15 protein-coding genes are annotated in these 14,545 nt (G+C 48.9%); 3 read left to right on the top strand and 12 right to left on the bottom strand.

The genetic code is table 11. From position 1 onward, the window contains the following. Nucleotides 1-10: 10 nt before the first annotated feature. From IEY46_RS32095 to IEY46_RS32050, 10 genes are all read right to left on the bottom strand, one after another. Nucleotides 11-358, bottom strand: a complete 348-nt coding sequence (locus IEY46_RS32095) for a DUF1048 domain-containing protein (protein ID WP_188999260.1) — start codon at nt 356-358, stop codon at nt 11-13. Beyond that, nucleotides 355-663, bottom strand: a complete 309-nt coding sequence (locus tag IEY46_RS32090; protein ID WP_308422870.1) for a PadR family transcriptional regulator — start codon at nt 661-663, stop codon at nt 355-357. The genes IEY46_RS32095 and IEY46_RS32090 overlap by 4 nt, the downstream gene beginning before the upstream one ends. A 417-nt stretch (nt 664-1,080) precedes the next feature. After that, the gene (locus IEY46_RS32085) at nt 1,081-1,656 is read right to left on the bottom strand and encodes a DUF3995 domain-containing protein (protein ID WP_188999257.1); all 576 of its coding nucleotides are present in this window, start codon (nt 1,654-1,656) and stop codon (nt 1,081-1,083) included. Between the two features lie 75 nt (nt 1,657-1,731). Continuing rightward, nucleotides 1,732-2,184, bottom strand: coding sequence for a hypothetical protein (locus tag IEY46_RS32080; RefSeq protein WP_188999255.1), 453 nt, complete (start codon nt 2,182-2,184; stop codon nt 1,732-1,734). A gap of 28 nt (nt 2,185-2,212) precedes the next feature. Further along, nucleotides 2,213-2,878, bottom strand: a complete 666-nt coding sequence (locus IEY46_RS32075) for a response regulator (protein ID WP_188999252.1) — start codon at nt 2,876-2,878, stop codon at nt 2,213-2,215. Nucleotides 2,879-2,929: 51 nt separating this feature from the next. After that, nucleotides 2,930-4,390, bottom strand: a complete 1,461-nt coding sequence (locus tag IEY46_RS32070) for a HAMP domain-containing sensor histidine kinase (protein ID WP_229750688.1) — start codon at nt 4,388-4,390, stop codon at nt 2,930-2,932. A 679-nt stretch (nt 4,391-5,069) separates the two neighbouring features. Further along, complete coding sequence (locus IEY46_RS32065) at nt 5,070-5,624, bottom strand: redoxin domain-containing protein (RefSeq protein WP_188999247.1); 555 nt, start codon at nt 5,622-5,624, stop codon at nt 5,070-5,072. Nucleotides 5,625-5,697: 73 nt separating this feature from the next. Beyond that, a complete protein-coding gene (locus IEY46_RS32060) occupies nt 5,698-6,369 on the bottom strand; it encodes a Crp/Fnr family transcriptional regulator (protein ID WP_188999244.1) in 672 nt (223 codons plus the stop codon). Nucleotides 6,370-6,665: 296 nt separating this feature from the next. Continuing rightward, nucleotides 6,666-7,529, bottom strand: coding sequence for an RNA polymerase sigma factor SigJ (gene sigJ / locus IEY46_RS32055; protein WP_229750687.1), 864 nt, complete (start codon nt 7,527-7,529; stop codon nt 6,666-6,668). Further along, nucleotides 7,507-8,808, bottom strand: a complete 1,302-nt coding sequence (locus IEY46_RS32050; protein ID WP_188999239.1) for a phytoene desaturase family protein — start codon at nt 8,806-8,808, stop codon at nt 7,507-7,509. The genes sigJ and IEY46_RS32050 overlap by 23 nt, the downstream gene beginning before the upstream one ends. Before the next feature lie 268 nt (nt 8,809-9,076). On the opposite strand from IEY46_RS32050, the gene IEY46_RS32045 reads away from it, so the two are divergent. The 3 genes from IEY46_RS32045 (at nt 9,077) to IEY46_RS32035 (ending at nt 12,129) form a co-directional block, all read left to right on the top strand. Then, on the top strand, nt 9,077-10,021 hold the full coding sequence (locus IEY46_RS32045) for a helix-turn-helix transcriptional regulator (RefSeq protein WP_188999236.1): 945 nt from the start codon (nt 9,077-9,079) through the stop codon (nt 10,019-10,021). A 105-nt stretch (nt 10,022-10,126) separates the two neighbouring features. After that, nucleotides 10,127-11,305 (top strand): epoxide hydrolase family protein, encoded by a 1,179-nt coding sequence (locus IEY46_RS32040; RefSeq protein ID WP_188999234.1) that lies wholly within the window; start codon nt 10,127-10,129, stop codon nt 11,303-11,305. A gap of 83 nt (nt 11,306-11,388) precedes the next feature. Beyond that, nucleotides 11,389-12,129, top strand: a complete 741-nt coding sequence (locus IEY46_RS32035; protein ID WP_188999231.1) for an SDR family NAD(P)-dependent oxidoreductase — start codon at nt 11,389-11,391, stop codon at nt 12,127-12,129. Between the two features lie 171 nt (nt 12,130-12,300). Here IEY46_RS32035 and IEY46_RS32030 read toward each other — a convergent pair whose 3' ends face one another. Together IEY46_RS32030 and IEY46_RS32025 are read right to left on the bottom strand one after the other, a co-directional pair. Next, complete coding sequence (locus IEY46_RS32030; RefSeq protein ID WP_188999229.1) at nt 12,301-13,083, bottom strand: glucosamine-6-phosphate deaminase; 783 nt, start codon at nt 13,081-13,083, stop codon at nt 12,301-12,303. A gap of 71 nt (nt 13,084-13,154) precedes the next feature. Then, nucleotides 13,155-14,408, bottom strand: a complete 1,254-nt coding sequence (locus IEY46_RS32025) for a hypothetical protein (RefSeq protein ID WP_188999226.1) — start codon at nt 14,406-14,408, stop codon at nt 13,155-13,157. Nucleotides 14,409-14,545 lie beyond the last annotated feature (137 nt).

Genomic DNA, 14,545 nt, shown 5'->3' with positions numbered 1-14,545 from the left:
TTATCTCCTCCTATTTACCTAATTTTTTAGCGATATTATTGTTGAGCTGCTCACGCCACTTGTCGCGAAAAGACTTTGCCCCTTCTTCGCCGGCCAGCGCTGAACAGAAGCCTTTGATATCGTCACCCAAAGCCTCCTGGACACTCTGACCGTCCGCCGCCGTTTCTTCCAGCAGGCCAAGCACACCGTCAAGAATTGGCATGAGGTTGCGGCCGGTGAAGTCCGAGTATGCCCAGATATTGGTATTAATTTCTTGCCATGCCGCTTGATAATCCGCCGGCAGCTTTTTGGCTCGCGATTCAAAAGCTTTCATTTCCTTAGTCATGTCGCTGCCGGTGATTTTTTCCCAAAAATTCATGATTTTCTCTCCTTTAACTCGTTAATTTTTGATGATACGAACTCCCATTTTTCCCAGATCCTCCGCAGTTCCTCTCGCCCCGCGTCGTTGATCGCGAAGAACTTTCGCGGCGGTCCCATATCGGAGGGCTTCTTGGTGATCTCCACCAACTTGTTTTTTTCAAGCCGGATCAGGATGGTGTATACCGTCCCCTCCACAACATCTGTGAAGCCAAGGGCGTTCAGCTGCCGCGTGATTTCGTAGCCGTAAGTTTCCTTGCGGCTTATAATTTCAAGGACACAGCCTTCAAGCACGCCTTTGAGCATTTCCGTTAGGTTTTCCAGCACCATCACCCCTTGCTATTCTGTATGACTGGTATGAAGTGTTACTTACTACCTCTACAAAGTAACACGTAGTAGTTGGTTTGTCAATAGCGTTTGCTCTGAACATTTTCAACTATCTGCCTGTTGAGAAAAAGGCAGCCGGTCATTGTGACCGGCTGCCGATGTACTTATTAAACTCCCTCGATATGATTTGATTTTCTCACCCAAGCCCGTGTATTCGCAGGATTTCATCCACCTTAGATTTGGATGATGTAAGAGAGAAAGTTATGATTCATAGTTTCATTCGTTAGAAGACGTGCGGGAACAGAGGTGGGAGTAGCTTCAAGACACGCAGCTCTTCGTATTCTGTGGAATGGAAACGGACTGGGGTGGGTGCGAATCCTTCTGCCTGCCAATTGCTTATAAAAATCGCACCCCCATAATCCCAGTGATCAAACCGAGAATAGTGCCGAAAATGCAAGCAGCCAGCCAAATTTTTCTGCTGCGCGCTTCTTTCAAGAAATACCACCCTACAATGCCTAATAAAATCCCCTCGATTAAAAACCACGGCTCAATTAGCAATAGATCCCACAACAGATAAGCATCTTTATTGATGTCAAATGATCCCGACTCCAAATCAGCTACCCCAATGATTTGAAGGATTCGATAAAAAATTCCATAAATGCCGTGCGAAGTGGATAGTGAACATCCTGCGAAGGATATAAATAGCAAAATATAACTAGAAACTCTACTCTTACTCCAATAAATAAATGCAAGGCCGATGAGCCCGGCAGCGGTTAGAAACACGGATGCAACCCAGTTAATCCATTCAAAATAGTTTAAATGTATGCTTCCAGGTTTTAGCAATACCCCTCCCATCTTGCCGCCCAAAGCCCAATAAAGGTGTGGAAGCATATAGGCAATGGACCAAATAAAAACGGCGTATCCCGACCAAACCAGCGATTTTGTTTTCGATTGTTGCGTTTTCAAATACATATTTATTGAAACACCTCCCTTGATTTTTTCGTTCGAACTCCTATCTTTTGCTAGTGACACGGTATCATCACTTTGTCAAGCGTCATTCTCTTTCAGTCTGCGACGTGTACTCCTTACGGTTAAGCCAAACAAAATCACTCCGATCAGAGCCCATGGACCCGGCCCTAATGGATGCAAATAAATGAAGAAGTCTCCCCGTTTCAACCCGAGTATCAGATGCCAGACATTCTGTAAACTCAAAATCACAAACGCAGTCCATGTGAGCGCAAGCGCTGCCCGGAACCATTTTCTGCTCCCCCAGAAGCGGACAAGCACCAATACAGCTGAGCCGAACACAAAACAGATGAGGCTGGGAAGCACACCACCTACGAAAAACAGTCCTATCTTTTGTTCTGCAGCAGGAGCGTTTATGAAGCCGATGAGGTTGGTGATAAAATGGATAATACCAAGCCCGAACGCCGAGGCGCATGCGCCGTATCCCATCCTTTTCTCACCCATTGTTTGCATTTTTTCATTTCGTTCGTTCATAATCCGATCACTCCTTTTTCACTGGATCCTATACATCCCCTCGTTTGCGCTGAACGACGCCTTGTTCCCAAGCATAGACAGCCGCCTGAGTACGATCCGCCAACTGCAATTTGCCAAGAATATTGCTGACATGCCCTTTTACCGTCTGCTCACTAATGCCTAACGCTTGCGCGATAGCCGCATTGGCGTTTCCTTGGGCGATAAGGCGCAATACTTCAAGCTCACGATCGGTAAGATCGTTAAATAAGTTCGGAATATCCTTTCGTTCCTCACGAAGCTCCTGCACTACTCGTGTAGCCACGCGCGGATGGAGAAATGCTTCGCCGCCACGCGCTTTTCGGATAATATCAGCAAGATCTCCCGCCTGGACGTTCTTTAGCACATAAGAAAGAGCTCCCGCCCGCAAAGCGGGAAAAATATAGTCGTCCTCCTGGAAAGAGGTCAACACGACAATCTGGGAACGGGGACTGCTTTTCTTCACCCGGCGGATCGCTTCAATCCCTCCAATTCCCGGCATCGACAAATCCATTAGAATGACATCAGGCACCAGATCGGCAACAAGACGTTCCGCTTCCTCCCCAGAAGCCGCTTCGCCCACGATGCGCAAATCGGATTGCGTTTCGAGAAAGGAACGAATCCCCTGGCGCACCACACTGTGATCATCAACGAGCAAAATATGAATGTTCTCCGTCATCGGTATAATTCCACGCTCTCGTCGTTTATTGGCATTTGTGCTTATGCTTCATCATGCTTTATCGTCTTTCTGCCCTTCGTCCGGCACTATTGCGGTCACGACAAATCCTTGCTCCGGCTTGCTTTGATAGCGAACCTCTCCTCCAAAAGGAAGAAGCCGCTCAGACATGGAGAGGAGACCGACCCCCTTGCCAATTTTGTTTGAGACATTACATCCATGGCCATTATCGGCAATCTCCAGCATCGTCCTATCTGGCTGAAATATGAGTTGAATACAAACGTTACTTGCCTGGCTGTGGCGAGCAACATTCGACAGCGCTTCTTGTGTAAGCCGGTACAAGGCTTCTTCCAACTGCAACGGGATCGGCCTCATCCCTTGCACTTGAAAAACAGCCTCGATCTCTGTCCGCTCCGTCCATTGCTCAATCTGCTCCCGCAGCGCTTGCGGAAACCTTTTACCTTCCAGCATGGCGGGACGCAGCTCATGGATCAGATTCGAAAGATCGTCCTGCACCTGCCCCAGCAGCTCCTCTGCTTGTTCCAGACGGATGACCGCTCCTTCTTTCCCCTGCAACAGAAGCGCTTTCGCTCCACTAGTCTGCATGTACAGGGCAAAGAGCTGCTGCTTGATGCTGTCATGCAGATCCCGCGCCATTCTTCCCCTCTCATCCACAGCGGCCTGCTCCTGGCGCACTTGCACCAGGTGCTGGAGTTGTTCGGCCATATGATTCAAGCGTCGAGTCAACCGTCCGATTTCATCTTCGCCAGGATCTTGCACCAGAGTGGTAAAATCGCCGCGGCTCCAATGGTCGGCGGCATCCGCTAACGTGCCGAACCGCCGGATGAGCGGCCGTGAGGTGACCGCACCAAACACGGCGCCCGCCGCTCCGACACACAGAACAATAACCACTGAGGCCGGAAGCAAGATGGTCACACCAATTCCAAGCCATAATGAGGCGCGAATATCGAGGTCATTGGCTTGGAAAACGAGGACTCCGGCTGCCTGCTTATCCGTTGCCTCGATCGGAATGAGTGCAAAGACCCCTGTGGATGGGCTGTTATGCGTTATCGTCTCGAAAGGGTCCCTGCTGTCGAGATAAGTTTGCAGCAGTCCCGCCGCCTGGTTTGAGAGCTGCGCCGACAGCAAGGTTCCTTGCAACGGAGGGGGGTTACCAGTCCCTGTCGAGACAATGACTCTCCCTTGCGGGTCAACAACAGCATATATGCCTGTGTAAGAGAACACTCTATCCACGGTACGCTGTTGTTGCTTCAGCCATAGGGTTAAGGCCGTACGATCGGGTCCTTGGCTGCCTGCCAGCAAAGAGCCGACCACATTCGCATTAGATTTCAAGGCGCTCGTCAGCAAAAATGATCGCGAGGCATGCAATCCCCAACCCAACGCCGCGAGAAGCAGAAGCTCTACAAGGAGCCATGCCAGTATACTGATCAGCATATAGGAACACGTGAGTCGCCAATGCATCTGCCGAAATGACTTAAAAAAACGTTTCCCCACTCTGCTCTCTCCTTTGTTGTTCGCACGCTTGCCTGGCCTTCATCCATAAGAATACAACAGAACCGCCGATAGGGGATGCCTCCAAAGATGTGTTTGAAACGATACTCCAGAGGCAGGGAAAACAAACCGCACATCACATGAAGCTATATTTCTTAACTGAATGGGTCTCCCCATCACTTATTTTTGTGTATCCGAATGAGTTGAAAGTGTCTCCAGACCCGTTCCTACGAAATACGACATGTCTCTTCAAATTATACGGGAACCTATCATGCGGGATCAAAAAAAGATTAGGAGGATAGATTGTGAGGGGACACTTCCGGATGATAGAAATGAAATTATAAACTTAAGATTGTATTATTATACAAAATGAAAACCACGAGGATACGGCTGAACGGTAAATTCATAGAAGGATCCCCGATATCGGTCGACCATATTCATGAAATGTTCTGCCCTAGTATTAGCCGAATGATGCTGGAGATCGATCGGTGATAGGCCGAATATAATAAGCCATCCATTAGGAACAATTCATAATACTTAAATACGCTTCTATTAACGTAGCAAGGCTGCCGATCAACAATCTACGGCAGCCTAGTGGTGGTGTAGATGAATTAAACTATCGTTCTCCGCTAGCTGAACAAATTGAAAGGCATGAAGAGATCGAATGCCGAGTCTGGCGTAATTATTCGCCTGAAGCGAAGCTGTCAATTTCCACAAGCGGGAGATGATCGGTAATAATATGGCTATAATGTGCAACCCGTACAATACCACTCTCATCAATCAAAAAATCGGCAGGTATTCGATTAAAATTTGAACCTTCCTCTGGAGTAAGAGGAAAGCCGGCAGCAGCAGCTTCTTCAACGAACATTTTTGTGTGCGCATCGGCCATTGTCATACGTACTTTCTCTTCGGACGTTTCAACACCATACAAATCGTACAAGCGTGCTTTCGGGTCGTTGACGAGTGGGAACGGAGCATTTTGAGTTCCGACATATGTCCGCATATTCGCCTCTGGTGATTCGAAGAAGGCGATGACATCCATACCTTGGCGCTGCCAATCGGGATATCTGTTGATAAATTGATGCACCCTCAAATTACAAAGAGCGCAAGCGGAGAATCGCATAAAGGCGAGCAGTACTTTGCGGCCACGATAATTTTCAAACGATATCGGATTGCCGCAGTGGTCGACAGTTCGGAATGTTGGGGCAATCATGCCCTGCTGAAGCTGGTGAGTCATCGGTGATACCTCCTGCACTTGGAATTTAATTTATTAATCCAATTTACCAGAATAGCATTACCGTTTCTGTGACTTAGTCACCAAATAGCTCCTCCAATTCAGTGCGGCAGGTGATTTGTACCCAACCTCGTCCTGTCTCCACCCATCCCTGACGCTGAAATCGTTGCAACGTACGGCTCACGACTTCACGGGCAGTGCCGATTTCAGAAGCAAGCTCATAATGCGTCATTCGCAGCATCGGCCGCTGCTCTGACGTGGAACGCAGCAGTGCTTCAGCCAGCCGCATTTCCAGCGGTTTGGTCTGTCTCGCTTGAAGCTGTTCGCCCATATGCATCATTCCTTCGAGCAGGTTACCGAATACGGTTTTACGGATCGCCTCGTAATCTTGCACCCAGAGTAAGAAGCTGCGTTTGGATATAAACAGCGCCTCGACTTCCGTCTCAGCCTCGATGACGGCAGGGTAGTCTCGTCCGCTCAGACCGCTAAGCACAAGGAGAGCGCATATTTCACCAGGTTTAAGTTTACTGACAACCCGCTCGTTCCCATCTTTTCCGATTTGGCTGATGCGAGCACTACCCTTCAGCAAGAACATGCCGTAGAACCTTGCTTCCTCCCGATTAAAGAGACGAGATTTGGCGGAGAACGTCCGGATTTCCGGCTTTGCTTCAGCCCAATCCTCGGGGCATACATCCCTCAAACACGGGAAAACTTCCAGCCACCCAATATCCATGACGATTGAAGTCATATCTGTGTCCCCATTCTTAGAGTTCGTTTTCTTTAAAATCCATTTTTTCTGTTTCCTCGTGGTTTACTCGTTCTCATCCTTAATGCTATAAATTATACCATAATGACCACACTATCCTGCTGCCCGTTACTTCAACGGGCAACGGCAGCCGATCGTATGGCCGGCTGCCGCGGTGTGTGAGTAGGTTCATCTATCGTTCCCGTTAACGAATATATAAAACATATTGGATCTATATCCAGCGGTTGCCGATGCGATCCATTCGAGGCTTGTAACCTTCATAGTTGAATTGCCCAATTCTATAGATGTCTTAGTTTGTCTGGATTGGCTACGGAATAAATCGTCTGAATTTGATTATTTTTAAAAGCAAACGAATATACATGCCGGATACCATCACGAATGTTAATTCGAATCCCTGGCGACCCATTCACGGGCAGGAAAGTGTAACTGAAATTTCCCTCGTACATTTTCAGCAGGCTCTGATGTAATTTGATGACTTGATCGATGCCGATAATAGGAATCTGCGCCGCTCTGACATTGCCTCCGCCATCCGAATAGAACACCACGTTTTCACTTATCAGCTCAAGCAGCTTATTTGTATTTCCTTGCATGAGTGAGTTCACGAATTCCTTGACTTTCTCTTCCGCAACCGAGATTGACGGGGTCGGATCCGGTTCGAAGTGGATGCTATTCCGGGCGCGATGGAAGATTTGACGGCAATTTGCACTGTTTTTTCCGATCATTTCGGCAATTTCGTCATACGAATAATGAAAAATCTCGCGGAGAAGAAATACGGCTCTTTCCACCGCGTTAAGCTGTTGCAGGAGCAAGAGATAAGCCGTTGAAATAGATTCTCGTTGCAAATAAGCATCGGAGGGGTCGGTTTCCAGGGCCCCTTGTTCAATCAGGGGCTCCGGTAACCATGGTCCAACGTACATTTCCCGTTTTTTGGCTGATGAACGTAAAAGGTCAAGACACCGATTAGTTACGATTTTGTATAGATACGCTCTTTCATTTTGAATCGCATTAGCATTGGGCAATTGATCATAGCTCAGAAAGGCTTCTTGTACAATGTCTTCCGCATCCATGACACTTCCCAACATTCGATAAGCTAACGAAAAAAGAGGAGTTTTATAGGCTTTATACAATGTCTCTAAGCTCACGAAAGTGTCCTCTCTCCTTACTCTCTTGCGAGAGTATATGTTGTACGGCTCTTTTGGCGCTTGCTGTCGCAGCATCGACCAATAATTCACCATGTGTTACCCATTCTCCTGCCACATATAAACCCTTAATTTCCGGGACAGCGGGCCCTGGGTTCTCTTGACGTTTCGTATGCATAAAATCATAGCTAACTGTAATCTTAGGAAGGTATTGACTGACAATCAATTCATCCTTCCAACCCGGTTGAACCAAATCCAAGGTTTGTTCCAGCACTTGTAATTCCTTATCTGCTTCAACCCCCTTCCCTTGATACTTAATAACGGATAAGACTTGAGCGCCATCTTCACTTAGGTAAGCCGCACGCGACTGGTTGGAGAGAAAGACTGTTTGATCAATTCCATAAACAAATTGTTGTTTCGGTTTTGGCAGACGTCGCAAAGCTACATCCAAACAAGCAGCCGTGATTTCAATCGCTTGTTCTTTCCAAATGTGAAGAGCGGTTGCTTCGGCATGGGGCACCAGTTGGCAAGCGATCGCAGGCGGAGATGTGATGATAATATTTTTCGCCTCTATTTTCGTTCCGTCTTCACAAACAACCTGTTGAACGATTCCGTTGTGATGATCAATAGAAACAACCTTGTTTTTCTTTAAAAATTGTACCCCATGATCCGTTGCTTTTTTCTCTAATTCATCGACCGTTGCGCCCCAGCCTCGATCCAGATACAACACACCTTTAAGGGAATTTTGAAGTTGCTTTAATACAGGACCCGCAGCTTGTAAATCAGGCGCCACCACATAACTTGCCGTACGCAGTAGAGAATAGAATAAATTCCGCACCATGAGATCATGTAAATTCCCTTCGATCCATTCACGGAGACTGATTTGATCATATTGGTGGGTATCCAGTTTCCCTAATTTCGTGAGCCAAGAGGCAAGCTCCATTTTACCTTTCCAAGTTAAGAGAGGGGTGGTGAACAGGGATTTAAATCCCATAGGCATAGTAAGTAATTTCCCTTTCCATATGCCATACCCATCGATCGAAGGTTGATTTCCTTGCAAACTCAGTCCCAATTCACGGAACGTTGCAAGAGCATCTCCATGATACAAGGCATGTCCGCCTAAATTAAAGTAAGCTCCCTTTTTCTTATTGGAAATGGCTCGGCCTCCTAAGCGATCCTGTTTTTCAATCACAATCGTTTGTTTTCCCGCTTTTGCTGCATAGATTGCAGCTGTTAACCCCGCTACTCCTCCACCCACAACTGCTACTTCATATTTTAGCATCGGAATCATCCCTTTCCATTTTGTACCCGTATGACGGGGAAGCAAGACGGAATGTGACACAAATAAAAAAGAAAAGAAATCTTGTTTATCAAGATACTAAGAACATGAAGACCAATCTCCTGCCTTTGCCTGCATCGCTGACATGATAAAGAAACTTTTTTCTCTTTTTACATGTCAGACAGTTAGAATGAAAAGAGGTACAGCTCTGAAGAAATATCCGGATTCCGGATCCACAGCGAAGAAGAAGAAGAAATAAGGGGGAGCAGCAGTGAAACTTGAGCGGCTTATGGCCATTACCATCCTTCTATTAAACCGCAAGCGTGTACAAGCCCAGGAGTTGGCGGAACGCCTGGAGGTTTCGCTTCGCACCATTTACCGCGATTTGGAATCATTGAATGTAGCAGGAATTCCGATCGTATCATACACGGGGGCAGAAGGCGGATTCGAAATCATGGATAGCTTCCGCATGGACCGGCAAATGCTCTCATTTGATGAGCTTATTGCACTCTTTACAGCTTTGCGGGGCCTTCATTCCACGCAGGCTTTTGGCAACCGGAATCTGGAAGGACTGCTCGATAAGGTTGGCGCATTGGTCTCGAAGGCGGAACAAGGTCGTATGGCAGGTTCTGAACAGGTCATGATAGACCTGAATCCGTGGAGAAACAGCTCTTCCGAACGAAACAAGGTTGATACGCTGCATAAAGCCGTAAATGATGAAAGGGTGATCCGGTTTACTTATACAGACGGACAAGGAGGAGAAACAGAGCGTTGTATCGAGCCGATGGGGATGGTACTCAAAGGCTACACCTGGTATCTCCACGGTTATTGTTTAAACCGGGACGCTTACCGCATGTTCAGGCTATCCCGGATCCGGGATCTGCTCATTCTTGAGGATACTTTTGAGCGTCGATCGGCGACGTTGTCTGAGTTGAATGAAAACTTGAGTCCGCAGCGCACTTCCAAGATGATTGATCTAGTGCTTCGTATCAAAGGTCCGGCTAAAGTTGCAGCGGAGGATCATTTTGATGAGGATGAAATTGAACGGCAACCCGATGGTTCGCTTATCGTTCGGGTCCGATACCCGGATAATGAGTGGCTAATTGGCTTTTTACTTGGTTTCAAAGCGGATTTGTTTATTATTGAACCCTTACATATTGCTGCAGCTGTACGACAAACGGCGTTAGAAATATCCGAACTTTATATGGATTGTTGACACGCTGTTGTCAATAAGCATGGTTTATGATGAATATCAGATAGCGAACATTACGTTAGTCGGTCATAGGAAAAGGTTAAAGAATTCAGAGGAGGCTTTCAAAAAATGATTCATTCAAGACAACAACGCAGTGATCGTCAAAGTACCGAAATATATCCCTTCCACATCGATGTTCCACAGGCTGACCTTGATGACCTGCGGGATCGTTTAGCCCGCACCCGTTGGCCGGATGATTTGCCGGGTGTAGGCTGGGACTATGGTGTTCCAGTTGATTACCTTAAGGAACTGGCGGAGTATTGGAAATCCAAATACGACTGGCGCAAACACGAGGAATCGCTAAACAAATTCCCGCAGTTCACCACCACCATCGATGGCCAGAACATTCACTTTCTGCATGTACGTTCACCGGAACCTGGAGCAATGCCGCTGATCATTACGCATGGTTGGCCGGGTTCAATCGTAGAGTTCATGAACATTATAGGACCGCTCACTGATCCCCGTGCTCATGGCGGCAACCCTGAAGATGCCTTCCATGTTGTTATACCTTCTCTACCTGGCTTTGGTTTTTCTGGATCGACAACCGAGGTGGGGTGGAACATTGGTCAAGTAGCCCGAGCTTGGGCTGAACTAATGCGCCGGCTAGGGTATGAACGTTACGGCGCACAAGGCGGGGACACCGGATCCATGGTTTCTCCAGAGCTTGGGCGATTGGTGCCAGACTCTGTTATTGGGATACATGCGAACGGACTTACAACATTCCCGTCGGGAGATCCCGCAGAATCGATTGATCTAACTGAAATTGAGCAAGCGCGCTACGATAAGTTGACTGGACAAAGCTATGAGACAACAGGTTATGCGATTATACAATCTACACGACCTCAGACGCTTGCCTATGGTCTGACTGATTCGCCCGTCGGTCAGCTTGCCTGGATCGTTGAGAAGTTCAAGGAATGGACAGACCCTGCAGCAGCTCTTCCGGAGGATGCCGTTGATCTCGACCACTTGCTAACAAATGTCTCCTTGTATTGGTTAACCGGAACGGCAGGGTCATCGGCACGGATATATAAAGAAGAAGCGAAATCGTGGGGCATGCCTGCTCAGCGCTCTACAGTTCCTGCCGGTGTTGCGGTTTTTCCGAATGACCTCTCGATCCGGGGTATTGTCGAACGCGAGCATAACGTCGTACACTGGTCGGAATTCGATCGGGGTGGTCATTTTGCGGCAATGGAAGCACCTGATTTATTAGTTCATGACGTCCGAAAGTTTTTTGGTCAACTTCGCTAGGACTTCCCGGAATGTTGAAAGCCAGCTCGGATCTTACATGTAAAAAATTCAAAATCAAATAGGAAAACGAAAGGAAGAATACGATGAATCTTGAGGGAAAAGTTGCTATCGTTACAGGCGGAGCTAGAGGAATTGGGAGGGCTGCATCAAAATTATTGGCCCAGCGCGGCGCGAAAGTCGTAGTCAATTATTTGAATAATCAAGAAGCAGCTGAAGCCGTAGTATCCGATATTCGAACCAACGGCGGAGAAGCTATCGCTCTGCGGGCGGATGTTCGTGATCCTGGTCACGTTGCAAAACTTGTAGACACTGTGTTAGAGGCTTTTGGAAAAATCGATATATTGGTATGCAATGCGAATATGAGTTTCACTGCGAAGCCCTTTGCCGAAATGAATTGGGAGGAGTTCTCCCAGAAATTAAACGATGAACTAAAAGCGGCATTCGTGACGACTAAATCCGTTATTCCGTCCATGATCAAGCAAAAGTTCGGACGAATCATTTATGTATCCAGCAGTTTAGGAAAGGATCCATCTCCTTATATGATCGCTCATGGAACGGCAAAAGGAGGATTGAATACCTTTTCCGCCTATATTGCCCAAGAATTCGGCCCACAAGGGATTTCAGCCAACGTGGTTGCACCTGGACTCGTGCAAACCGATGCAACTTCCTTTATGTCTGAGCAAGAGAAACAAACCATCAGCAGCTTCACACCACTCGGGCGTGTGGCGGAGCCAGAAGATATTGCAGGCGTTATCTCGTTCCTGGCAAGCGATGACTCACGTTTTGTTACCGGATCGTATGCCCCTGTTACCGGTGGATTGTAACTAGACTAGCAGCCCGTGTATGCTAACGGAACATTCGCATGCATATAACGAGGCTGAGCGAGTGAATCACGGGCAGCTATCCCCAGGCCCCTTAACAAAAACGCCATTACATTTAATGTAGTGGCGTTTTTTTTATCGTTCATTTGATGAGACGATCTAAAGTCACAAGCTTCAGGTGATATACCGGATGTTGATAGGCGGGTTATTCCCGCTCTCGCAATGGGCTTCAAGCACCTTGGCGGCGGCGGAATCCAGCACAATATCGACATTGGGATGCAGCTGCACCAAGGTTGCCGGCAGCTCGGTTGTAACGCGGCCGAGCAGCGCCTGTGCGACAATCTCCGCCTTGCCCTCTCCCACCGCTACAAGGCAGAGCTTGCGTGAACGCATAACCGTCCCCCAGCCGAAGGTCACGGCATGGGTCGGCACGGCATCCACGGAGCCGAACAGCGGTGCATAAAGTTCGCGGTTCACGGGGGCAATCGGCGTTACAAAGCTGCGCGAAGGCAGTGACGGAGCCGGCTCGATGAAACAGATATGGCCGTTAATGCCAAGCCCGATCAGCTGGTAATCGATGCCGCCGGACTGCTCGATAAAGCGCTCCATCCTCTCGCATTCCGCCTGCGGATCCTCCGCCATTCCGTCTGGAATGAAGCGTTTCTCCAGGGGATGCGTGATGGAATCAAAGAAATGCCGGTTCATATAGGTGCTGTAGCTTTCTGGGTGTTCCCGGGTAATACCGATCTGTTCGTCAGGATTCACAAATACACAGGACTGAAGGTCCATGCCATCCTCCCGCTCCCGGCGGACCAGCTCCTTATAGATGCCGGTCGTAAGCGGCGTATTGCCCGTAGTTAAGCCGATAACGGCATCCGGCGTGAGGGCTAGAAGCTCCTGAAATTGATCCGCCACAAACGGTCCGATTGCAGCCGTCTGCATGATATAAATATTCATCTGCCTACCCCCTCCTTCTTTAATATCCCGTTATTATGATAACCCTCTGCCTCATCTTCCTGCCGGTTTCCTTACTTTGCCTGCTGCTGTTCGGCTTTTCTGACCTCCGCCCAGAAATGGTCCAGCTCCTTCTGGGCGATCTCACGGACAAAACCAATGGGTTCACCCATCAAATCAGGCGCCCATTTGCGTCCAAGATTGGCATGCACCACTTCATCGGCCCAATCGTAATCCTGGAACTGGGTCATCAGCGGGTGTTTGGCTTCATCCCGGCACCATTCAAATTCCTTCTTCTTTCCAAGACTGACCATGGCCCCCTCCTCGATGCCGATACTGAGCCACGCGTATTGAGCGGCGGGAATCTTCTCGGCATTCACATCATAGTCGGAGGTGTACTGCGGACGGGTCATCCATTCATACCCGTCCTCTTCCAATGCAGCTTGACCGAACATCGCATGACGGGCTTCGTCCCAAATATGGCGGGCCAGGTCATGATAGAAGCTCCACGGCATATGCTGCTGGCTGTACAGTACGCCGGCTATCAGATCGCATGCGGTCATCTCTTCCTGACGGACGCGCATTTTGAAGACCAGCTCCCTCAGAACGGGGTCCGCCGGCGGATTCTCCACACCTGTTCGGGCCAAAGTCGTCGGACCCATCCGGTTCGGATCCCGCCTGGAGCGGCTTGGGATCGCATATGGCTTGCCGGAACGCCAGCGTCTGGGAACCTCCGCAGAGCGCGGGAGATCGCCAGCGACGCCGCCGGCGGCCTGGAGCAGCAAGCGCAGAACGCTGCATAATTCCTGCTCTTCGCCGCTTGGCTCCCCTTGCGTGCGCAGATCCACCAGGAGGGCGGCTCCCCACTCAATCTGATCCTCGAGATCGGCCGCTGCCTGCCGGAGAATCCGGATCGTAGGCTGATCTACGATCTGCTGCGTATGTGCCAGATGGTGCCGGAACGCCTCAAGCATGGCCGGCTTGATAACCTCGTAAACCGCGCTTGCCCACTCCAGATCTGTTTGTGCGTGGACAAGCTCCTCCATCAGCAGGGTCAGACGCGGATCGGGATCCTTAACCAGCACGGCGGAGGAGGTCCGAAGCTCGGGAATACGTTTGTGGAGCAGGTCCGCTGCCTCCGCGTCTTCGTATAAATGCTTGCACATGCCCATACGCAGGTTCCAGTCCCCGCGGCCTGGGAGCTGTCCGGCGGCAGCGCGCAGGAGCCCCTCATGAAGATAACGATAGCGTTGGAGCACGGCGGCATTGCGTTCGACACTATAGACCCCTACTCGATACGGATCGGCGATTCCGGCAAATTTGATCACTTGTTCGTTCCCCTTTCACTATACGGATACGTGATAAACCTAATGATGACAAAGGCTGACCGTACTGTCGATAGAGCGAAACGAACATATCTTGGACAAATTTGACCCCCTGGCATCAAAGCCGGCATAATAAAAGA

Origin of the sequence: Paenibacillus nasutitermitis, from assembly GCF_014641075.1 — a bacterium.
In the GTDB taxonomy this organism is placed as follows: domain Bacteria; phylum Bacillota; class Bacilli; order Paenibacillales; family Paenibacillaceae; genus Paenibacillus_Z; species Paenibacillus_Z nasutitermitis.
The sequence above is the reverse complement of the archived record's forward strand: the minus strand, read 5'-3'. Positions and strand labels throughout refer to the sequence as shown.

Excerpts from the sequence above, each read along its gene's own strand:
- IEY46_RS32095 (WP_188999260.1), bottom strand. The coding sequence starts at position 358 with ATGAATTTTTGGGAAAAAATCACCGGCAGCGACATGACTAAGGAAATG.
- IEY46_RS32090 (WP_308422870.1), bottom strand. The coding sequence starts at position 663 with ATGCTCAAAGGCGTGCTTGAAGGCTGTGTCCTTGAAATTATAAGCCGC.
- IEY46_RS32085 (WP_188999257.1), bottom strand. The coding sequence starts at position 1,656 with ATGTATTTGAAAACGCAACAATCGAAAACAAAATCGCTGGTTTGGTCG.
- IEY46_RS32080 (WP_188999255.1), bottom strand. The coding sequence starts at position 2,184 with ATGAACGAACGAAATGAAAAAATGCAAACAATGGGTGAGAAAAGGATG.
- IEY46_RS32075 (WP_188999252.1), bottom strand. The coding sequence starts at position 2,878 with ATGACGGAGAACATTCATATTTTGCTCGTTGATGATCACAGTGTGGTG.
- IEY46_RS32065 (WP_188999247.1), bottom strand. The coding sequence starts at position 5,624 with ATGACTCACCAGCTTCAGCAGGGCATGATTGCCCCAACATTCCGAACT.
- IEY46_RS32060 (WP_188999244.1), bottom strand. The coding sequence starts at position 6,369 with ATGACTTCAATCGTCATGGATATTGGGTGGCTGGAAGTTTTCCCGTGT.
- IEY46_RS32050 (WP_188999239.1), bottom strand. The coding sequence starts at position 8,808 with ATGCTAAAATATGAAGTAGCAGTTGTGGGTGGAGGAGTAGCGGGGTTA.
- IEY46_RS32040 (WP_188999234.1), top strand. The coding sequence starts at position 10,127 with ATGATTCATTCAAGACAACAACGCAGTGATCGTCAAAGTACCGAAATA.
- IEY46_RS32035 (WP_188999231.1), top strand. The coding sequence starts at position 11,389 with ATGAATCTTGAGGGAAAAGTTGCTATCGTTACAGGCGGAGCTAGAGGA.
- IEY46_RS32030 (WP_188999229.1), bottom strand. The coding sequence starts at position 13,083 with ATGAATATTTATATCATGCAGACGGCTGCAATCGGACCGTTTGTGGCG.